The sequence below is a fragment of the Methylocystis sp. genome (genome assembly GCF_051061285.1).
GTDB lineage: Bacteria > Pseudomonadota > Alphaproteobacteria > Rhizobiales > Beijerinckiaceae > Methylocystis.
Window position 1 is genome coordinate 17,317 of the sequence record NZ_JBPFEA010000036.1, and the last position, 17,551, is coordinate 34,867.

At 60.5% G+C, this 17,551-nt stretch carries 27 protein-coding genes and 1 tRNA gene; 21 read left to right on the top strand and 7 right to left on the bottom strand.

The window, feature by feature from the left end:
- Positions 1 to 147: 147 nt before the first annotated feature.
- From ACR65T_RS13195 to ACR65T_RS13260, 14 genes are all read left to right on the top strand, one after another.
- On the top strand, positions 148 to 1,437 hold the full coding sequence (locus ACR65T_RS13195; RefSeq protein ID WP_434496903.1) for a tyrosine-type recombinase/integrase: 1,290 nt from the start codon (positions 148 to 150) through the stop codon (positions 1,435 to 1,437).
- Positions 1,438 to 1,528: 91 nt separating this feature from the next.
- Entirely contained in the window at positions 1,529 to 2,578 is a 1,050-nt protein-coding gene (locus ACR65T_RS13200; protein WP_434496904.1) for a hypothetical protein, read from the top strand.
- A gap of 68 nt (positions 2,579 to 2,646) precedes the next feature.
- On the top strand, positions 2,647 to 2,931 hold the full coding sequence (locus tag ACR65T_RS13205) for a hypothetical protein (protein ID WP_434496905.1): 285 nt from the start codon (positions 2,647 to 2,649) through the stop codon (positions 2,929 to 2,931).
- A gap of 3 nt (positions 2,932 to 2,934) precedes the next feature.
- Positions 2,935 to 3,285, top strand: coding sequence for a hypothetical protein (locus ACR65T_RS13210; RefSeq protein WP_434496906.1), 351 nt, complete (start codon positions 2,935 to 2,937; stop codon positions 3,283 to 3,285).
- Positions 3,282 to 3,593 carry a hypothetical protein gene (locus ACR65T_RS13215; RefSeq protein WP_434496907.1) on the top strand — a complete coding sequence of 104 codons (312 nt, stop codon included), beginning with the start codon at positions 3,282 to 3,284 and terminating at the stop codon, positions 3,591 to 3,593. The genes ACR65T_RS13210 and ACR65T_RS13215 overlap by 4 nt, the downstream gene beginning before the upstream one ends.
- Before the next feature lie 146 nt (positions 3,594 to 3,739).
- Complete coding sequence (locus ACR65T_RS13220; protein ID WP_434496908.1) at positions 3,740 to 6,040, top strand: DUF927 domain-containing protein; 2,301 nt, start codon at positions 3,740 to 3,742, stop codon at positions 6,038 to 6,040.
- 441 nt (positions 6,041 to 6,481) lie between these two features.
- A complete protein-coding gene (locus tag ACR65T_RS13225; RefSeq protein ID WP_434496909.1) occupies positions 6,482 to 6,808 on the top strand; it encodes a hypothetical protein in 327 nt (108 codons plus the stop codon).
- A 39-nt stretch (positions 6,809 to 6,847) separates the two neighbouring features.
- Positions 6,848 to 7,057 (top strand): hypothetical protein, encoded by a 210-nt coding sequence (locus ACR65T_RS13230; RefSeq protein ID WP_434496910.1) that lies wholly within the window; start codon positions 6,848 to 6,850, stop codon positions 7,055 to 7,057.
- Complete coding sequence (locus ACR65T_RS13235) at positions 7,050 to 7,751, top strand: hypothetical protein (RefSeq protein ID WP_434496911.1); 702 nt, start codon at positions 7,050 to 7,052, stop codon at positions 7,749 to 7,751. Before ACR65T_RS13230 ends, ACR65T_RS13235 begins: the two co-directional genes overlap by 8 nt.
- An 8-nt stretch (positions 7,752 to 7,759) precedes the next feature.
- Complete coding sequence (locus ACR65T_RS13240) at positions 7,760 to 8,131, top strand: hypothetical protein (protein WP_434496912.1); 372 nt, start codon at positions 7,760 to 7,762, stop codon at positions 8,129 to 8,131.
- Positions 8,131 to 8,562 carry a DUF5681 domain-containing protein gene (locus ACR65T_RS13245; RefSeq protein ID WP_434496913.1) on the top strand — a complete coding sequence of 144 codons (432 nt, stop codon included), beginning with the start codon at positions 8,131 to 8,133 and terminating at the stop codon, positions 8,560 to 8,562. The genes ACR65T_RS13240 and ACR65T_RS13245 overlap by 1 nt, the downstream gene beginning before the upstream one ends.
- The gene (locus ACR65T_RS13250; protein WP_434496914.1) at positions 8,559 to 8,729 is read left to right on the top strand and encodes a hypothetical protein; all 171 of its coding nucleotides are present in this window, start codon (positions 8,559 to 8,561) and stop codon (positions 8,727 to 8,729) included. The genes ACR65T_RS13245 and ACR65T_RS13250 overlap by 4 nt, the downstream gene beginning before the upstream one ends.
- Positions 8,726 to 9,028: a hypothetical protein gene (locus ACR65T_RS13255; RefSeq protein WP_434496915.1), complete on the top strand. Its 303-nt coding sequence runs from the start codon at positions 8,726 to 8,728 to the stop codon at positions 9,026 to 9,028. The genes ACR65T_RS13250 and ACR65T_RS13255 overlap by 4 nt, the downstream gene beginning before the upstream one ends.
- 435 nt (positions 9,029 to 9,463) lie before the next feature.
- The gene (locus ACR65T_RS13260; protein WP_434496916.1) at positions 9,464 to 9,943 is read left to right on the top strand and encodes a hypothetical protein; all 480 of its coding nucleotides are present in this window, start codon (positions 9,464 to 9,466) and stop codon (positions 9,941 to 9,943) included.
- A gap of 148 nt (positions 9,944 to 10,091) precedes the next feature.
- Here the strand turns inward: ACR65T_RS13260 and ACR65T_RS13265 are convergent, their stop codons facing one another.
- The gene (locus ACR65T_RS13265) at positions 10,092 to 11,165 is read right to left on the bottom strand and encodes a hypothetical protein (RefSeq protein ID WP_434496917.1); all 1,074 of its coding nucleotides are present in this window, start codon (positions 11,163 to 11,165) and stop codon (positions 10,092 to 10,094) included.
- A gap of 68 nt (positions 11,166 to 11,233) precedes the next feature.
- Entirely contained in the window at positions 11,234 to 11,509 is a 276-nt protein-coding gene (locus ACR65T_RS13270; protein ID WP_434496918.1) for a helix-turn-helix domain-containing protein, read from the bottom strand.
- A gap of 66 nt (positions 11,510 to 11,575) precedes the next feature.
- On the opposite strand from ACR65T_RS13270, the gene ACR65T_RS13275 reads away from it, so the two are divergent.
- The 4 genes from ACR65T_RS13275 (at position 11,576) to ACR65T_RS13290 (ending at position 12,911) form a co-directional block, all read left to right on the top strand.
- Entirely contained in the window at positions 11,576 to 11,848 is a 273-nt protein-coding gene (locus ACR65T_RS13275) for a hypothetical protein (protein WP_434496919.1), read from the top strand.
- 93 nt (positions 11,849 to 11,941) lie between these two features.
- Positions 11,942 to 12,331, top strand: coding sequence for a hypothetical protein (locus ACR65T_RS13280; protein WP_434496920.1), 390 nt, complete (start codon positions 11,942 to 11,944; stop codon positions 12,329 to 12,331).
- The gene (locus ACR65T_RS13285; protein ID WP_434496921.1) at positions 12,328 to 12,693 is read left to right on the top strand and encodes a hypothetical protein; all 366 of its coding nucleotides are present in this window, start codon (positions 12,328 to 12,330) and stop codon (positions 12,691 to 12,693) included. Before ACR65T_RS13280 ends, ACR65T_RS13285 begins: the two co-directional genes overlap by 4 nt.
- Positions 12,690 to 12,911 (top strand): hypothetical protein, encoded by a 222-nt coding sequence (locus ACR65T_RS13290; RefSeq protein WP_434496922.1) that lies wholly within the window; start codon positions 12,690 to 12,692, stop codon positions 12,909 to 12,911. Before ACR65T_RS13285 ends, ACR65T_RS13290 begins: the two co-directional genes overlap by 4 nt.
- A gap of 259 nt (positions 12,912 to 13,170) precedes the next feature.
- Here the strand turns inward: ACR65T_RS13290 and ACR65T_RS13295 are convergent, their stop codons facing one another.
- On the bottom strand, positions 13,171 to 13,470 hold the full coding sequence (locus ACR65T_RS13295; protein ID WP_434496923.1) for a putative quinol monooxygenase: 300 nt from the start codon (positions 13,468 to 13,470) through the stop codon (positions 13,171 to 13,173).
- A gap of 349 nt (positions 13,471 to 13,819) precedes the next feature.
- On the opposite strand from ACR65T_RS13295, the gene ACR65T_RS13300 reads away from it, so the two are divergent.
- On the top strand, positions 13,820 to 14,086 hold the full coding sequence (locus ACR65T_RS13300; protein WP_434496924.1) for a hypothetical protein: 267 nt from the start codon (positions 13,820 to 13,822) through the stop codon (positions 14,084 to 14,086).
- Here the strand turns inward: ACR65T_RS13300 and ACR65T_RS13305 are convergent.
- A complete protein-coding gene (locus ACR65T_RS13305) occupies positions 14,078 to 14,311 on the bottom strand; it encodes a hypothetical protein (RefSeq protein WP_434496925.1) in 234 nt (77 codons plus the stop codon). The genes ACR65T_RS13300 and ACR65T_RS13305 overlap by 9 nt on opposite strands.
- 38 nt (positions 14,312 to 14,349) lie before the next feature.
- On the opposite strand from ACR65T_RS13305, the gene ACR65T_RS13310 reads away from it, so the two are divergent.
- Both ACR65T_RS13310 and ACR65T_RS13315 read left to right on the top strand, forming a co-directional pair.
- Entirely contained in the window at positions 14,350 to 14,499 is a 150-nt protein-coding gene (locus ACR65T_RS13310) for a hypothetical protein (protein ID WP_434496926.1), read from the top strand.
- A 176-nt stretch (positions 14,500 to 14,675) separates the two neighbouring features.
- Entirely contained in the window at positions 14,676 to 15,260 is a 585-nt protein-coding gene (locus ACR65T_RS13315) for a thermonuclease family protein (protein WP_434496958.1), read from the top strand.
- Between the two features lie 291 nt (positions 15,261 to 15,551).
- Here the strand turns inward: ACR65T_RS13315 and ACR65T_RS13320 are convergent, their stop codons facing one another.
- From ACR65T_RS13320 to ACR65T_RS13330, 3 genes are all read right to left on the bottom strand, one after another.
- Entirely contained in the window at positions 15,552 to 16,697 is a 1,146-nt protein-coding gene (locus ACR65T_RS13320; RefSeq protein ID WP_434496927.1) for a hypothetical protein, read from the bottom strand.
- 240 nt (positions 16,698 to 16,937) lie between these two features.
- A tRNA-Arg gene (locus ACR65T_RS13325) sits at positions 16,938 to 17,014 on the bottom strand.
- Positions 17,015 to 17,082: 68 nt separating this feature from the next.
- On the bottom strand, positions 17,083 to 17,550 hold the full coding sequence (locus ACR65T_RS13330) for an SRPBCC family protein (protein WP_434496928.1): 468 nt from the start codon (positions 17,548 to 17,550) through the stop codon (positions 17,083 to 17,085).
- Between the last annotated feature and the right edge of the window lies 1 nt (position 17,551).

Below are 17,551 nucleotides of genomic sequence, written 5' to 3' on the forward strand. Positions count from 1 at the left end.
TCTGGCGATTTCCACGGTTTTATAACTTCTCCACATCCCAACAAATATAAGGGCTATGTCACTCTCGCGTGATTTCTGGTAAGCGATGGATATTTCCGGGGACTGCTTACCAGCTGCTTACCGGCGCAGAAATCAGAGGATCTGGACATGGCGCAAGGTCGCGTCACCAAGAGAGCGGTCGACGCCCTTGAATGCCGTGCGGGGAAAGATCGCATCTTTCTCTGGGATGACGCGCTCGCCGGTTTCGGCGTGGCCGCGTTCCCCACAGGCCGGAAGGTCTACGTCGCGCAGTATCGCAAAGACGGGCGCTCTCGCCGCGTCACCATTGGCGAGCACGGGCGATTGACTCCAGACGAAGCCCGCTCGCAAGCCAAGGTCATTTTGGGGGCCGTTGAAACCGGAGCGGACCCGATCGCCGAACGCCGGGCCGCGCGCGAGGTTCGGACCTTTGGCGATGTGGCCGAAGAGTTCATGCGCCTGCATGTCACCGCCAAACGGAAGCGCCGAACAGGTCAGACATACGAGGGATTGCTTCGCAATCACATCTTGCCTGCGATTGGGGGTAAACGCGTCGTCGATGTGCGTCGTGGCGACGTGGCGAGGCTCCACGCCCGCCTGTCCGACGCTCCTGGAGCGGCCAATCGTGCCGTTGCCGTCATATCGGCCATCTGGAATTGGGCCGCTCGCCGGGACGAAGTGGCGCTTGCCGATAATCCAGCCAAAGGGATCGAACGTTATCCCGAGCAAGCCAAAGAGCGGTTTCTCACGAGCGCGGAGCTTGCGCGACTGGGGGACGCCTTGCGAGACGCAGAGACGATTGGCTTGCCGTGGGCAGTCGACGAAGGCGGGCCAAGAGCCAAGCACCTAGCCAAGCCTGACAAGCGCCGCGTCAAGCTCGACCCCTTCGCCGTCGCCGCGATTCGGCTTCTGCTTCTGACCGGCGCTCGTCTTCGGGAAATTCTTGATGCGAAATGGTCGCAGGTCGACTTGGAGCGCGGCGTGATTTTCCTTTCCGACTCCAAGACGGGAAAGAAGCCGATCTATCTCTCTGCGGCGGCGCAGGCGGTTCTGGCAGCGTTGCCCCGCATCGAAGGCAATTCGTACATCATCGCGGGCGCCAAGGAAGGCGCGTCGCGCGCGGACTTGAAGAAGCCCTGGGCGGCAGTGAAGCGCGCCGCCGGCCTTGAGGGCGTCAGGCTGCACGATCTTCGCCACTCATTCGCCAGCTTTGGGGCAGGGGCGTCGCTCGGCCTTCCGATCATCGGGAAGCTGCTTGGGCATTCGCAGGCCGCGACGACGCATCGTTACGCTCATCTCGACGCGGACCCGCTGCGCCGCGCCGTCGACACGATCGGCGCGACGATCTCGGCGGCGATGGAGGGAAAGATGGGTGGCGACGTCGTGGTGTTGAAGAAACCGCACTCCGGAGCCAAGTAACGAGACGCGCGGGGATAGGAGGCATCCGACAAGCGAGACAAGCCCGCTCGCTTCCCTGTGCTCCACTTATGGGCTTCGCGAGGGCTCGCGTATGAATAAGGACGATTTGCCTGAGGTCAGAATACCACTTTATCGCGTAGGCGAATGGATTGCGACAGAGGGCGGTGCGCGCGATCTCGGTCCCTCTTCGATTACCTTCGAAAACAAAAATGTCCCCGATTACCGATTTTCTTCGAGATCGTCCCCTGTTCATGCGCGTGCGTGGGATAAGGCGCTTCCCCAACTCTTGAACGCAATACATACCAGTCGGCTGCGGGTTGAAGGTTTGCGAGATGGCGATGATAGCCGCGCATTTAAGAGAATTAAGCCAAGGGAATTCCCGGACGTAGCGGAAGATCCCTTTGGTCAAACGTCGCTGCAAATGATTTTCAGCAATCGTCGCCGCCTCAGGTTATACCCCGACGATACGACGACGATCAGCGATGGCCGGCGTGACTACTGGAGCAACATTCGAGCTTGCTCCCGCGACGAGGTGCTGTCGTTGTGGCCCGCCGCAACTGTCAAAGCGTCTAGCTCATACATTTCGCTGCCCGAGGCGTTGGAAAAATTTGGGAACGCTGAGAGACAATTAGATTGCGAAGGGCCGGCAGCAGTTGATGCGCTGTTAGAGAAATTTCGTGACGCCATCGCATTGCCGCTGAGCAAAGCGACCTATTGCGAGACGGATGGCCGATTGAAGGTTCTCGCCTTCGAAGATTGGTTTGAGACTTGCCAGCCCAGCTTACTCAAGGCCGACTGTTCGGCGCTCCCCATGGTTGTCTTATTTGAACGCGACGCTTTCGATGACCTGGACATTGTGAGGGGATGGCAACGAGTCGCTTCGTCGTCTCCAATGACAGACGATGATCTGCGGGAGTGGCTGCAAACAAAGGAACATAAATTAGCGGGAAGACCGCCTATTCGGACGTGGGGCGATAATCAACAGTTCTTCCAAAATCACGGCGTGACGAAACCGCGTTTCGAGGATGTTTGGCGCGAGATGTATCCAAACGCGCGGGCCGGCAGACCGTCGAAAAATGTCCCGCAAAATGTCCCGAGAGTTTCGAGGGCCAAAGGGCCCATTGGAAATCTGGCAAAATAAATGCCCCAAGATAATGCCCCGAAGATTTTTTGCTCGGGGCATTAGAACATTTCGACAAACACGAAATTGTGCGTAAATTCCTTAGTCATTCCAAGCGCTACGGCGTGCTGAAAGGAGTGACCACATTGCATCCCGCACAATATCTCCGCCGCAAGCAGGCCGGCGAATATCTGAAATCCAAATTCGGATTCGGCTCCGAGAAGAGCCTGGCGAAGCTCGCCGTCGTCGGCGGCGGCCCGATCTTCCACAAAGCGGCGAACGCTGCGATCTACAAGCCCGAAGACTTGGACGCCTGGGCGCTGTCGAAGATCGGCGCGCCGCAAAAGTCGACCTCCGATGCGGCGGCGGCGTGAAGCATGACCACCCCGAAATGGAGAAAGCCGCCCCCGCGTTACGCGGGGAACGGCCTCCCGATTCGTCACAGCCTGGCGGGCGTCGACAGTTCCGAAAATAGCACCTCCGGCCTCAATCTCAAAGAACTTCCAAGCCGCGCGACGCTCGCTCGCAATTGGCCGGAGTTCGAGCCGGCGCACTTGCGGCGCGTAGCGCAACGAATTCACGCCTGCGGTCCCCGTGCCGCATTCGAGTTCGTCGCCGATCTGGCGCGTGGACGCGATTTTGCGGAAACGCTCGCCGACTTCGGACGGCTAGACCCAGCGCTCTATGCGGCCGTTATGGCGCTCGTTTGCGACGGGGGCCACGCATGAAGCAGCGCCTCGACTTCGACGTCATCAACCAAGCCGCACTGTCGGCGCTCCCGGCGGTGCTCGCTCGGATACTGCCCAGCGGCAAGGCCGTGCACAGGGAATGGGTGGCGCTCAATCCGCGCCGCCGCGACAGAAGCCTTGGGAGCTTCAAAGTCAATCGCCTCAACTGTCGGTGGTGCGACTTCGCGACGGGCGACAAGGGCGGCGATCCGGTTTCGCTGGTCGCCTATGTTGAGGGCGTCTCGCAATCCGAGGCTGCGCGCCTTCTCGCGCAAATGCTTGGGATGAATGAGGGGGCGCGCCGATGAATAGGTTCGCGCCTCTCACCCCCGAGGAATTGTCGGCCGCAACCGTCGCCGTGATGCCTGCGCCAGATGACGGCGAGCTAGCGTCACCCGTTCCTGCGGATGCACCTCCGCCGCCTCGTCGTCATCCTTCCTTCGGCGCGCCAACAATGGTCTGGCCATATCGCGACGCGGGCGGGGGGCTCCTATGCGAGGTTCACCGATATGACCCGGCCGGCGAGCGCAAACAATTTCTGCCGGCAACATGCTGGCGCAAGGCCGATGGCGAGCCGGATTGGCGATGGAAAAGCATCCCTTCGCCGCGCCCGCTTTACGGCTTAGACAGGCTTGCCGCGAGCCCTGGCGCGCCGGTCATCGTGACCGAAGGCGAGAAGGCGGCAGACGCGGCGGCGCGGATATTCCGCAAGAGCGTCTGCGTCACGTCGCTGGGCGGCGCACAGGCTGCGGGCAAGGCCGACTGGGAGCCTCTCGCTGGACGTAAGGTGATGATTTGGCCCGACGCCGATGCGCCGGGCGAGAAGTATGCGCGCGATGTCGCTCAAATCCTTCACGGCTTTGGATGCGATGTTTCGATCATTGACGCGCCAGCGCTCGCCAGCATGTCGCCCGACGGCGGTTCGCACGAATCGATACAAGGATTCGACGCCGCCGACGCCATAGACGAATGGGCGGACGCTGCTGCGCTGGCAAGAGCCGCCCATAGCCTCGCCAGACCGTTCGAGCCTGCTCCGGCATATGTCTCCTATGGCGCGTTCACGATGTCGTCGGACGGGCTCACGATGGAGGCAACGAAAGGTCGCGGCGAGAACACAGAGAAGGTTGAAGAATGGATTTGCGGGCCGTTTGAAATCCTTGGCGCTACGCGCGACCCACATGGACGAGCCTGGGGCAAATGGCTTCGCTTCCTCGACGGCGACAAGCGCGAACACCTTCGCCACGTATCAGACTCCGCATTGCACGGCGACCCGGCCTCTTTATGCGGACTACTCGCGGACGAAGGCTTGCGCATCAATCGCGGCCAGCAACGCGCGCTCGTCACCTATCTATCGGGGGCCAGAGTCAAAGGCCGCGTAACAATGGTTTCGCGGACTGGATGGCATTCCATCGCAGGGCGCGACGTTTTCGTTTTGCCGGGCGAGACCATCGGACCGCGTGGCGGCGAACATGTGATTCTCGATACGGCGGCGCTGGGTCCGTATGAGGCGCACGGGACGCTTCAAGATTGGCGGAATGGCGTCGGCGCGCTGGCGTCCGGACATGCGCTGCCCGTGCTTGCGATTAGCGCGGCGCTCGCTGGACCGCTTTTGCATCTCGCGGGGCAAGAGGGCGGCGGGCTCAATTTCTTCGGCCCTTCGTCGAAAGGGAAGACGACGCTCCTGCAATTGGGCGCGAGCGGGTGGGGACGCGGTGCATCGCCAGGATATATGCGAGCGTGGCGGGCAACCGCGAACGGGCTCGAAGGCGCAGCGGCGTCGGCGACCGATACATGTTTGGTTCTTGACGAACTGGGTCAGGTCGAAGCGCGCGACGCAGCGTCGGCGCTTTATTCCCTCTCGAACGGCACCGGCAAAGCCAGAGCCGCGCGCGATGGCGCGCTGCGCGAACCGAAGAGCTGGCGAGCGCTCATTTTATCAAGCGGGGAAATCCCAACCGAAACGAAACTGCGCGAGGACAAGAGCCGGCGGGCTCGCGCCGGGCAGCTCGTCCGGATGTTGGACATTCCCGCCGATCGGGGCGCGGGCTGCGGGGCTTTCGATCATGCCGGACAGCAAGGCGATCCCGCGAAACTGGCCGCGACCTTCAAGCACGCCGCAACCTCTAATTATGGGACAGCCGGACCGGAATTTGTGCGGCGGCTCATCGCGAACAGAATCGACGGCGAGACCGTCCGAGCGATGGTTTCCGAGTTTGTCGCGTCTACTGTGCCGGCGATGGCCGACGGCCAGATAGACCGGGCGGCGGCTCGACTTGGGCTAATTGCGGCGGCCGGCGAACTAGCGACGGCTCTGAGCGTCACGCCTTGGCGTGAAGGCGAGGCTCGCACGGCGGCGGCCTGGGCTCTTGAGCGGTGGATAGACGGGCGCGGCGGAACTGAGCCGGCGGAAATTCAGCAAGCGATCGAACAAGTGCGGCTGGCGATCGAACAACACGGCGAAGCCCGTTTCGAGGCGGTTGACGATTCCGACGATCGCCCTGTCGCTAATCGGCTCGGCTGGCGCAAGGGCTCCGGCGCCGATCGCGAGTGGTGGGTTCCGCCTCAGACCTGGAAAGCGGAAATTTGCTCGGGCTTGGATGCGACATTGGTCGCCAAGACTCTTTGTGAACGCGGCATGTTGCGAACACAGGGCGGCCGCGGGCTCCAGTGCAAAGTGAACCTGGGCGGCAATCAGCGGGCATGGGCCTATGTCCTCACTGCGAGCATTTTGGACGGAGGCGCCGATGCGCCCTGACATGCTCGAAAGGCTGCGGCGAACGATGCGCGGCGCGAGTGCTCAAAATGCGGCTGTTGGAGTTGGAACGTTGGAACCGGTCCCGTTCCAACCTTCCGTTCCAACAAGTTCCAACATGGAGTTCCAACACAAAACCCCCGTGGTTCCAACGGTTCCAACAGTTCCAACACATGAAGTCAGGGGTAAAAGAGAAAGCGGCTTTTCCTCCGAAAGCATGTCGGAACGCGCGTTGGAACCGAGTCGGAACGGACTCCCTGTAACGCCGCTCTATGACCCCGAGCGTCTCCAGCGCGAAGCCGATCGCCGGAACGCTGCAACCGCACGCGATGGGATAACCGACCGCTTCTGCCGCTGCGGCCATCTCGCCACGTTCGCCTGGCCGGGCAATGACGGTCGCGATGTGTGGATATGCAACGAATGCGCGCCGACGCGAGGTCGTGCATGAACGACTATCCGCAAGTCCTGATCCCCTATGACAAGCGAGAAGCGATCACGCTGCGGCAAGCCGCTCTATTGGCCGGCCGATCGGAATCAACCCTGCGCAATTGGTGCCAGACCCATTACATCGGCCGCCGCGTCGCGGGCGGTCCCTGGATGGTGAGCAGGCCAGCGTTGCAGATGTTTCTCGACGACGACGCCCGCGCGCTGCGCGCCTATCTTGCCGGCGACCGCGAGAGCGAACTGGTCATCTCCTATTTCCGGCGCGCCGGATTGAGCCAGCCGCAACAAATTTCGCAACAGCAACAGAACTCGCAACAAACGCAGTAGTTCTGTAGCGCGCTTCGCTCGATCGGCGCATCGTCGCGCATGCAGACGGAAACGATCTCACATCCCAAGAACGCCGCACGGTTCATCGAGACCGTGCGCGCCCGCGCGCCGAGGGGATTTACGGAAGCCGTGAAGCGAGCGGCGCAAGCCAATCAGCTTTCGACGAGCGAATTCGTCCGCCGCGCCGTCGCCGGCGCGATCGAACAATCAGCGGCGAAGGCGGAAGAAATAGGAGGCTCTATTGGCTAATAACCAAATGGGCTTGCTCGCCGCTATGCTAGGCCAGCAAGGCAGCCTCGACGCGCTCGGACGTGGCCATGATTCTGCGGTCAAGCGCTTCGATACGAGTTATTACGACCCTTACACGCAGGCGACCTCCGGCGCGCCGGGGATGCAGGCCAATGCGCTCGGGCTCGGCGGCGCGGCCGGCAATGAGGCGGCGACGAATGCGTTTCAGGCCGGACCGGGCTATCAGTTTGCGCTCGGCCAGGGTCTTGAGGCGTTGAACCGCAACGCTGCATCACGCGGCATGTTGGCAAGCGGCAATAACACCCAGGACATTTTGAAATATTCGCAGGGCCTCGCCAACCAGGAATATGGCAATTGGCAGGATCGTCTCGGCAATTTCTCCGGCATGGGCTTGAACGCTGCGCAGGGCCAGACCGGGCGGCAAGGCGCTCTCGCCAACCTCGACACTGGATTGGGGACGCAGCAGGCGAACGTCTTCCAGAACACGACGAACAGCCTGATGGACCTCTACAAGCCGCAACAGCAGCAGCAATCCGGGCTTGGGACGGCGCTTGCGGGCGGGCTCAATCTCGCGGGGACGCTCGGGCTCGGCGGCCTCGCGCTGGCGCCGTTTACCGGCGGCACGAGCATCCTGCCGAGCAGCTTCGCCGGCCAGGCGATCAGAAACCAACTCGGCCATTATTTCCAACGATGAGACACCCTATGGAAAAAGCCAAAGGCGGTTCGCCCCGATGCGATCAGCCACGGAACGACGCGACGCAAGACTCAGACGCGCGACCGACAGCAATAGACCCCCACAATGTTGCGCAGACTTTTTGCGTCGGGCCGTTCCATGTGCATCTCGGCGACGGTTTTGCCGTGCTGACATTCACGCAAACGCGGATCGCCGCAGAAGCTCTATTCCATTACGGCGACGATCGGCTTGAAGGGGTCGCCAAGAGCCACGCGCAATATGTCGTCGTCGCGCGCCTCGCCTTGCCTGTCGCTGGCTTAATTGAACTGCGCGACACACTGAACAAGCTCACGAAGAACGCCGAGCCGCCATCGCATGCAGTCGGCGGGACGCAGCATTAATGACCTCGCGTAAAAACGCGGCCAATTCGCGGGGGAAGCCTTTCGAGCCGGGCAACCCTGGCAAGCCCAAGGGCGCGCGCCACAAGACGACGCTGCTTGCCGAAAAGCTCATGCAGGCCGACGCTGAGGCTATCGTGAAAGCTGTTCTCGACTCTGCGAAGGATGGCGACATGACCGCGGCGCGGATCGTTCTCGATAGGATCGCGCCAGCACGGCGAGACAGTCCGGTTTCGTTCGAATTCCCAAAGATCGAAAGCGTCGCCGATGCGGTGGCGGCGCAAAGCGCAATCCTGTCCGCTGTCGCCAGTGGCGAGATTACTCCTGGCGAGGCAGCGGAAGTCTCCAAATTGATCGATGGCTTCGTGAGAACCATCGAACTGACCGAGATCGACGAGCGGCTGAAACGGCTTGAGGGGAGAGCGGGGCTATGAGGATCACGACCGAGAAGCGCCTGGAACGGCTTGAGGCCGCAGATGGACGGGGAGGCGTCAACTACGTCGTGCTCGACACACTTCCCGATGACGAGGTCGCCAGTGGCCGCATAATGACCGAGGAGCAATGGGAGACCGTCTATTGCGGCGCGGAGAAGCGGCGATGACCAGAGCCAATCTCACGCGCCTAGTGAGGCTGGAGCGAACCGGCAATCGGGTCACCAACTGGCGTTATATGACCGATGAGCAATTGCTTGAAGCCGCCTGCGACTATGATCCTGCTGTCATGTCGACCGTAATTCCTGCGTTTCGCGCCGGCGGATTGGATGCAGGCTTTGCGCAATTGTTTAAGGTGCGCTTCAGCGACGATCCCGAAAACCTCGCCTTGATTATCGAGGCAGATCGGCGCGGGGATTGCGAGACAGTCGCGCGTATGCTGGGCAAGGGCGATGCGCGGACAATTTGAGCGCCGCTTGGCGCGGATCGAAAGCAAGAGCGGCCCTAGCCGGCTCTGCGCATTCTCCGATGATGAATTGTCCGCGATCAACGAGACCTTCCGAAAATATCTGGGCGGCCGCTCCCCGACGCGGGAGGCCATAAGGGCCAGGGGCGGCGTCGCCTGCTGCATTACCGATGAAGAACTCCTCGTTGTCGTCGATGCTGTCAAAGCGGCGGTTAGACGAGGGAGCGCTTTGGCGCGGCATTAGGTAGCAGGCATGCTTAGATGTGATTGCGACCATCTAGCGCTGAATGGACTCCAAGTAGCGACACCGCTAATCTGGCCTCGTTAATAATTGGAGAACGAATATGATTAGGATGGTTTGCGCCGTCGCCGCCATTGCGGCTTTCACAGTCCCGGCCAGCGCCCAAGGCTACAACTACGGGAACGGATCAAATTCAAATGACCATTTCGTTGGTGGTCACTACAACATCAATGGCAGTTACACTCAGCCGCACTATCAGACCAATCCCAACAGCACAACTCATGACAACTATGGCGCTGAGGGTAACTACAACCCTCATACAGGCCGCTTCGGTCGCGGATATTGATCGCCAACTCTGGGCCCGACTGGCTCCACTTTTTGAGGAGGATAGTATGTCGAGGAGAACTTTGGCCGCTTCGATCTTCGCCGCTGGCGTTTCGTTTTCCGTCGCTGCTTACGCCCAAACTGGGCCAGCCGCTCCGGACTGCGCCGCCAGGGCAAGCGAAAAGAAGCTGCATGGTGCGGCGCTGAACAGCTTTATGAAGAAGTGCGAAAGGGACGCCGCAGCTGCTCCCTGCGAAGCCGCCGCTGTTGAAAAGAAACTGCATGGCGCCGCCAAGACGAGCTTCACGAAGAAGTGCATTAAGGACGCTACGGCGAAGCCGACAGTTCAGTGAGTTCGCGGCGCACCTGCGCGGACAGACAGGCTTGGTTCCGGTTCGACTAGGAAGCGCACGGACGGCGAGATGAGCCGCACTGCTTTGAGCAGGAAACGCTCGCCCGCGTGCTTCGCGGGAGTGCGCCAGCGGGGCGAAAGCTGCCCCGCTACCAAAGCTGCTGATCATCCGGGTACAATGCTAACGTGCCTGCATTCTCGTCAAATTCTTTGAGAATAACTCGCTGGCCAACCGCATCTAAAAGGATGGCGCTGACGGACGCTTTTGACCTCACTACTAAACAACGATCGAAATACAATCCAGCACCCCGCTCCAGTTCGACACTGCGTGCATCGAGAATCGGCTTTTTTTGATTGAGATAAAATGGCTCGGCCATCACGAGATCGAGCGCGTCGCTGTCCCCAAGGCTTTCGAACAAAAGCCCAGTAGAGCTATCTCCGAAGCGACCTCTGATAACAGCCTGTCTCAATTCCTTGATCGTCCTGATTGCCTCGCTACGTCCTTTGGTCCGATCTTCGATGCGGTCGGGTTGTGGACGAAATGGTTCAATGGCCTTTCTACAGACATTCAAATGCCACTGCTCTGGAAATCTCCTCGGCAGGCCAATCACTGAGATGGAAAGGGCCTTAATATCGGCTGGCGTCCGCGCAAAATACATAGCGCTCGCAGAGACATTGAGCTTTTGAGCAAGCCAGCCGAGGTCAACTCCCCCCATTTCTTCTGCATATGCCAATATCAGCGCGCTTACGACTCTTGAACTTTCGAGGCTTTCATTCATCAAGATCACCTTGTCACGCTCAACCGCGAAGCCGTGAAAGCCAAGAAGGGCTCCATATTCTAGTTGACGCCCAATCGCATCGGCAGCCGCACCGATGAAAAATCCTCCTAGGTAGGCGAGTGCGCAGGCAGAAGCGCACGTCTGTGCGCGCGCAACCGTCGTCGAGAGTCCCGCTTCGCGGATTACCCTTCCAAGATTCATCCCCTCGAACAGATTTCCCCCAGGCGAGGACAGGACGATTTCGAAACTGTTGTCCACATCAGACTTTATGCCTCCGGATTTTAGAAATGCCTTGAGCGCGCGGGCGTCGCCAGACACAATCTCACCGCCCGCTATGACCGTGTGCTTGTTCAGTGAGAAGGTCATCGCCAGCGCGGGGTTCGTCGGCGCACCAAGCGCTATTGATAGGGCGAAATATGCGAGTATTTGAGGAATGAGTTTCAAATCGTTCCCCTCTTACGATTCTACAACGGCGCACGCATGCAACGTTCGCAACACACGCGCGCCGCCGCTCATTGCTTGCTTCCCTTCTTCCTCAACCTTACCCCTGGCCCGCCGCCGTTCTCGGCGATGAATTCGACACCGGCCTTTTCAAGCGCAGCGCGCAACCTTTCGCGTGCATCAACCGAGACTTTCACTGTCTCAAGCTCCGTTCTCTTTATCGTCGGTAGCGACAGACCGGCCGCTTCTGCGAGTTGAGATTGCGACCAGCCTAGCAGGCCCCGCGCGCCGCGCAATTGAGCAACAGATAGCGACCCTGATTGCATCTCTGAAACTTTTTGGCTCATTCTTCTTGACACCTTTTGTATCACAATGTATGATCCATATAGTATCACGGATGGAGAGCCGCCGTCATGTCCGCAAACTTCGACCGCTCCGCCATCATGAAGGCCGCGCACTTCATGGCGCGCTGGCGCGTTCAATCGGTCGGTGGCTCCTATCGGGAATGGTTCGCCAAGGCGCTGTCGGCGGAATGGAAGAAGGCCAAGGCGGCGCGCGTGCGCGATGAGAGCAACGTCGGTTTTCCGGTTGGTTCCTGCATCGCCGACCGCCCCGCGCCTCGCATGCCCCTATGCCGTCTCTACACCACGCATTCCGGCCGACTCGCCGGATCATTCGCGGCCTGATCGACAAGGCCCGCCTGAGAAGCGGCCGGGCGAGGCGCGCCTTCATCGCCAAGCCCGGCCTAACCACAACGCGAAGTATAGAGGGTCCACATCATGGCTAAACAGTCTCATACACCATCGCGGCGGGACATGCTCGCCGGCCTTGCCGCTGCGCCCGTCGCCGGACTTCCCGCCATTGCTGGCGTCGTCGCGGAAGCCGACCCGATCTTCGCGGCTATTGAGAAACACCAATGCGCCTATGCCGCCTTCAATCAATCGGAGGAAGGGCCTGACCAGGACGCCGCCTGTAGCGTCTACTTCGATGCGGATATCGACTTGTACTCAACTAAGCCGACAACGCCCGCAGGCGCGGCCAAATTCCTTCGGTTCATCGCCGACTTTCTGGACGAAGACGACATCGTCAATGACAATTGGGTCGGTGACATGGTCGGCGACGCCATCCGCAATGCAATCGCGGTGCTGGACCAGGAGGCGCGGTCATGAGCAACATAATCAAGTTTTCGGACGCGCGCGATCGTCGGCGCGGCAAGGTCCCCCACCATGCTGACGTGCTGTCCTTTATGAAGCGGCGGAAACCAAGGGGAACAGGCATAAACTATTGGGCCGTGAAGCCCTCGGGGAGCTACTCTCGAGACTGCGAAACCGGCCGCGCGCTCGCGGGCGAGTATCTATCCTTCGTCGGACGATATCCCACGATCGGCAACGCCACTCTCCTAAGTTGCATCGTGCGCGACATGGCGGGGCGAGGCCAAATTGGCGGGCTGGAAATTGGCTTCCTCAGGTGCGTTAACGAGCATGCGATGGTCGCGGCGACGACGCTGGCCTGTCTGGATGCGCGTCGATGACTGACCTCAGCAACGTCAAGGCGCGGCTTCACCGTCTGCCGCTTCGCACCATCATTGCGATAACGTGGCGGATCAAGCTCGCCCGGCTCTTCCTTTGGCTCGCTCGCGTGACGGACACTTACGACGGCGTGGCGATGAGCATATCGCATCGCATCGTCGAGAGCGCCGAGCGCTGCGCGCTGAAGTCGGACGGTTTGCGGAGAAGGCTGAGGCCGTGACTTACGATCGCGCCGCGATCATGCGGGACGCCCACAAACGGTTCCGAGACGGCAAGCGCCTCGGGCTCGGCTGGACTTTCCGGCAATGCCTGGCCACGGCGTGGGCGGCGGCGAAGGATCGGCGCAAGGCTCATGCCCGAGGATTTGCGGCATAGGCTGTGAGCGATTAGGCTTTCCGCAACTCGCCGGCTTTGGTCTCCTCTTTGCCGGAGCCAGGAACGCCCCGACCGTGGCTGTAACAACGGGGCTTTTTTTACGATCAGCCCAGCTTTGATGCCAGCACGTCAACTTTCTCGATTTTCGGCGGTAGCGAGAAAAGCTCCGGCGCCTTTGCCATGAGCGCCTTCGCGACCTCCCCGGCAAGGTGAGCGTCTCTGCCGGCTTCGTCATGGAAGACGTCAAAGATGCCAAAAGTGGTTGTCGACACTCGGGTCGCAAACCACGACACCGTGCCCGGCTCCGCTTCCACGAGCGGCAGCGCCGATTTCAAGAACGCCGCAACCTCGTGCTCCTTGCCGATCTTCGCTTCCAGCGTCGCCAAGATGCCAAACTTTACCATTGCGACCTCCTTGGGAACTATGGCCTCCGGGCCGTCAGTTTGCACCTTTCGAGGCATTTTGCACGACGGTTGATTCTTTGGTCGCGCAACCATCAGGGAACCAATAGTCTGTCGGTGCTCGACAAGCCTAAACAGGCGACGGCTGGAGGCGTCAATGAATGCGCCCGATTTAAACCAAGCGACGGGCGAACCCGTCCGCGGAAGCGAGGGCGCGGCTCATCAGCCTGCCCGTGAGAGCTACGATGTCACGGCCGCGCTAAATCTTGTGTCGGAAACGGCGGCGGCGATCAAAGCATTCGATGAGCAGGCAGCTCAAGCGCTAATGCGCGCTCATGAAGTCGCCGATGCGGTGAAGGAAGAGCTGGGCCGCGCAGAGCTGCGCGCCGAACGCGCCGAGACGATGCTGCGCTTGGCCGAGGCACAAATCGAGCAAATGTTGGCCGCCGCCGAACAGGCGGACAAGGAGCTTGAGATTCTGCGGTCGCAGCTTGCCGCTAAGACGGCAGAGTTTGCCGCGTCGGAGCGGCGCGGAGACGACGCGGAGGCCGCGATTGAGCGGATCGTGGATGTGATCCGGGCGCAGCTTCCCGCCAAATTGAACGTTCCGTCAGAATAGGTCGCCGACGCTCTCATGTAGGCGTAGCGCCGCCGTTAACGCTCTCGCGATCGTCTGAGCGACGGCCTTGGCCTCGCGGCCAGGGAGCCGATTGACGAGCCCGCGCCGGCTCGGATCGTCCTCGAAATAGACATAGGCGAGCGCAACGCCGCCGGCATCTTCCACAACGAAGGCCTCGGCGGCCTTGCGGATCCGAAGCGGCAGGGCGAACGGCGGGGGCGTCATCTCTTTCGCGGCTCCAGGAGCTGGTCTAATAATCGCTCATGGGCTGGCGCGGACAAGACAATCGGGATCGTGACGCCGAGCGCGAGTGGCGCAAACTGCCGTTCTGGGAGCGCTATGACTGGCCGAGCCTGGCGCTGTTCGTGATCTTCCTGGTCGCATTCGCCTATGCGCTTCGGAGTGGCGGATAGATGCGCGTGGCGCCTTTCATCGCTTCCGTTCTCTTATCCTTCGTTGGCGCCATCCCGCAGACGGAGGCCTGCAGCGGCTGCGGGTGCCGCGGAGGACCGGGTTACCGCGCGCCGGACGGCCACTGCGTCGGCTGGGCTGATATCGGGCGCAAGTGCGGAAGTCCGCCAACAACACGATGCACAGCCGAGGGACCAAATGCAGGCGCCGCAGAGGCGGCCAAGTTCGGAGTGAAGGCGATCGAATCGAAGCAGCCAAAGGAGTTCGCGCCGAAGTGATTGCCCCGATAAAGCGGATCATCATCACTATCTTAGCGGCGACCCTTTCAAGCGCCGCGCTCGCCGAAATCATTGGCAGAGCCTCGGTCATCGACGCCGATACGATCGAAATCCATGGACAGCGTATTAGGCTTCACGGCATCGACGCACCCGAGAAAGGACAGCCCTGCTTTGACGCCTCTGGCACGTCCTATCGCTGCGGCCAGATTGCCGCGATGGCTCTCGATGGATTCATCGGCGCGTCGCCTGTCACCTGCCGCGAGCGAGACACAGATCGCTACGGCCGCACTGTCGCCACGTGCGCCGTGCGCGGCGTCGATATAGAGGCTTGGCTTGTGCGAAACGGGCATGCGTTCGCGTATCGTCGCTATTCGAGCGACCACATCGGCGCCGAACAGGAAGCGAAGAACGCAAAAAGAGGGCTATGGGCCGGCTCGGCTCAACCGCCTTGGGAATGGCGAAAAGATCGTCGGGGAGGCTTGTAGCTCCCATCGCAGCCCGGCCGGCGACGATCAGGATTTTTCGTTATCTCCGCCCCCGATAGGGCGGCCAGTCCGGCATCAGATGAACGTCCTGAGAGCAGCACGCCGAACAGACGAAGCGGCGCGGCCGCGCGAGAGTGATGAACGGTATCTGCGGCGCCATCGGCATTGCGTCGAAGGTGCGACCTCGCTGTGACGGGCAAGAACTGAGCCGCCGATGCGAGGTTGCCCATCCAAAGGCTGGTCCAGATCCGGGTCTTCGGAGTTCGCATTAATCTCGATAGGTCCACGGTGTCACCCGTCAACGTCTTTGAAAATGCCTTCAACCCCACCATTCATCGGATTACGATTGCGGATCTGATCCTGTGCCCAATCAAACCATTCGGCAATTGACCGCCCACACACTGTTTGGGTCAGATGGGGCTCGTGCGCCTTCAACTCTTCAAGGAAACGCTGAGCTGTCATTGCCTCTTCCCATCTGTGAGCGAGGTCGATAAAGCGGCGCCACTGATTGTGTTCCCTTTGGCGACGCTCACGCTCGATTTGCCGGCGATGCTCCGACTCAAGCCGCCTTCGTTCGGCCTCCTCGCGTTCATTGCGCAATTTTGCGAGCGCTGACGCAGCGAGGATGACCGAACAGACGATTTCCTGGAGCTGTTTCTCAAGCGGCGCGTCGGGTGCTTCTATCCATTCATTTCGAATTGCGCTGTCGCCCAAATAGCTATCGATCTTGAAAACAAGGACTCCGGTGGGTTCGAGCACCTGCGTCCAATTGCGATCGCCTGGCAGCGACCATCGCATCTCGCCTTCTGTTTTTGGTCTGCGAACCTGTTTCTGTTTCTCGCGAAGCTTGAATTCGATTTTATCCCTTCCCGAGGTGAAATACGTTTTTCCGCGCTCGCCCGTCTCGGCTCTTAGACCCTGTCTCGCCGCCGCCTTGAAGAGGGCATCGAGAATGCGATGACGACGATGATCGGTGTCGGTCCACTCAGTGAAGATGGGGCCGAAGATATCGCGTTCGCGTTTGGCATCACGTCGCTGTCGGTCGTGTTCTGCAATCCAACCAGCAATGACAGGGTGCGGCCGTGCTAAGCGTTCCGGGACAGAAATAGGACCATCCCGCACGGCTTTATCTACTAATGCCGTCTGCTCCGCCGAAAGGACAAGCGGGGGTTTTGGCATGGTCGGTTTGATCGTTGCCGAGGATGGATTTCCTGGCTTTGGAGGTGGCAGCGAAGGCCGCGAAACCTGCTTGCCTGCGGCTTTTTTGGCCCAGTGACCGCGTGAAGGATAGGGTATGGCCAGCCGGTCGCAAATTTTGGCGAGACCGCTACCGGTGATGCCGTAAGTCTCGCCAAGCTGGATTAATGGCGTCTCCCAGACCTGACGAAAAAGCTCTTCCCTATTAACCGTTATGGGACGCGCCGCGTTCTCGCCCATACAGCTTTCCTTTTTCCAATTGAGAGCGAAGATAGGCTTTCTTCGGACGGGGCAGGATTAACGTAGGGATAGCTGGTGGAAGTAGGACGAGTATATCGGCCGCCCCCCGACGGGCACGCAATCATCCGATTGGCCCTCGTCGGCTACGCCAAATCGGCAATTCTGCTTACCGGCCGCTTACCAAATGGCGCCATAGCCAGGGATGGCGCGGCCGAATCTGAGCTAAGTATTTGATATTATTGGCGGTCCCGAAGGGATTCGAACCCCTGACCTTCGGTTTAGGAAACCGCTGCTCTATCCTGCTGAGCTACGGGACCGTGCGAGCTTCTTTAGCACGGCGCGCGTTTTAAAAAAATTCCGTGCGCGCGCCGGCCGGCATTGCTGCTCAGGAAATATTCCGCGCCACGTCCTCGAGCTGCGTAATGCATGCGCCCCAGCCATCGTAGAATCCCAATTCTTCGTGGCGTCGGCGTTCGGCGTCGTCCTTGTGCATGACGCGCGCGACGTAACGCGTGCCGGAGCCCTCGTCGGCCATGCTCACGATCGCGGTGAACGCGAGCCAGGGCGAGGCCGGACGCCAGCCGCCGACCAGCATCGAGGTGAAGACGATGCGCTCCTGTGGCGTAATGTCGAGAAAGCAGCCGGGATTGTCGCTTTCTCCGCCATCCGGGCCGCTCATGAACGTGTGGAAGCCGCCGCCGGGACGGAAGTCGAAGGCGCGAACCTCGGTCGTCCAGGGCCGCGGGCACCACCACTGCTTAAGGATCTCAGGGTCGGTCCAAGCCTTCCAGACGCGCGCGCGGGGGGCGGCCACGAATCGGGAAATTTCAAGATCCAGTTTTTGATCGCCCATC

Coding starts and splice junctions, on each gene's coding strand:
- ACR65T_RS13195 (WP_434496903.1), top strand. CDS start 148: ATGGCGCAAGGTCGCGTCACCAAGAGAGCGGTCGACGCCCTTGAATGC.
- ACR65T_RS13200 (WP_434496904.1), top strand. CDS start 1,529: ATGAATAAGGACGATTTGCCTGAGGTCAGAATACCACTTTATCGCGTA.
- ACR65T_RS13210 (WP_434496906.1), top strand. CDS start 2,935: ATGACCACCCCGAAATGGAGAAAGCCGCCCCCGCGTTACGCGGGGAAC.
- ACR65T_RS13215 (WP_434496907.1), top strand. CDS start 3,282: ATGAAGCAGCGCCTCGACTTCGACGTCATCAACCAAGCCGCACTGTCG.
- ACR65T_RS13220 (WP_434496908.1), top strand. CDS start 3,740: ATGGTCTGGCCATATCGCGACGCGGGCGGGGGGCTCCTATGCGAGGTT.
- ACR65T_RS13225 (WP_434496909.1), top strand. CDS start 6,482: ATGAACGACTATCCGCAAGTCCTGATCCCCTATGACAAGCGAGAAGCG.
- ACR65T_RS13230 (WP_434496910.1), top strand. CDS start 6,848: ATGCAGACGGAAACGATCTCACATCCCAAGAACGCCGCACGGTTCATC.
- ACR65T_RS13240 (WP_434496912.1), top strand. CDS start 7,760: ATGGAAAAAGCCAAAGGCGGTTCGCCCCGATGCGATCAGCCACGGAAC.
- ACR65T_RS13245 (WP_434496913.1), top strand. CDS start 8,131: ATGACCTCGCGTAAAAACGCGGCCAATTCGCGGGGGAAGCCTTTCGAG.
- ACR65T_RS13250 (WP_434496914.1), top strand. CDS start 8,559: ATGAGGATCACGACCGAGAAGCGCCTGGAACGGCTTGAGGCCGCAGAT.
- ACR65T_RS13255 (WP_434496915.1), top strand. CDS start 8,726: ATGACCAGAGCCAATCTCACGCGCCTAGTGAGGCTGGAGCGAACCGGC.
- ACR65T_RS13260 (WP_434496916.1), top strand. CDS start 9,464: ATGACCATTTCGTTGGTGGTCACTACAACATCAATGGCAGTTACACTC.
- ACR65T_RS13270 (WP_434496918.1), bottom strand. CDS start 11,509: ATGAGCCAAAAAGTTTCAGAGATGCAATCAGGGTCGCTATCTGTTGCT.
- ACR65T_RS13275 (WP_434496919.1), top strand. CDS start 11,576: ATGTCCGCAAACTTCGACCGCTCCGCCATCATGAAGGCCGCGCACTTC.
- ACR65T_RS13280 (WP_434496920.1), top strand. CDS start 11,942: ATGGCTAAACAGTCTCATACACCATCGCGGCGGGACATGCTCGCCGGC.
- ACR65T_RS13285 (WP_434496921.1), top strand. CDS start 12,328: ATGAGCAACATAATCAAGTTTTCGGACGCGCGCGATCGTCGGCGCGGC.
- ACR65T_RS13290 (WP_434496922.1), top strand. CDS start 12,690: ATGACTGACCTCAGCAACGTCAAGGCGCGGCTTCACCGTCTGCCGCTT.
- ACR65T_RS13295 (WP_434496923.1), bottom strand. CDS start 13,470: ATGGTAAAGTTTGGCATCTTGGCGACGCTGGAAGCGAAGATCGGCAAG.
- ACR65T_RS13305 (WP_434496925.1), bottom strand. CDS start 14,311: ATGACGCCCCCGCCGTTCGCCCTGCCGCTTCGGATCCGCAAGGCCGCC.
- ACR65T_RS13310 (WP_434496926.1), top strand. CDS start 14,350: ATGGGCTGGCGCGGACAAGACAATCGGGATCGTGACGCCGAGCGCGAG.
- ACR65T_RS13315 (WP_434496958.1), top strand. CDS start 14,676: ATGCACAGCCGAGGGACCAAATGCAGGCGCCGCAGAGGCGGCCAAGTT.
- ACR65T_RS13320 (WP_434496927.1), bottom strand. CDS start 16,697: ATGGGCGAGAACGCGGCGCGTCCCATAACGGTTAATAGGGAAGAGCTT.
- ACR65T_RS13330 (WP_434496928.1), bottom strand. CDS start 17,550: ATGGGCGATCAAAAACTGGATCTTGAAATTTCCCGATTCGTGGCCGCC.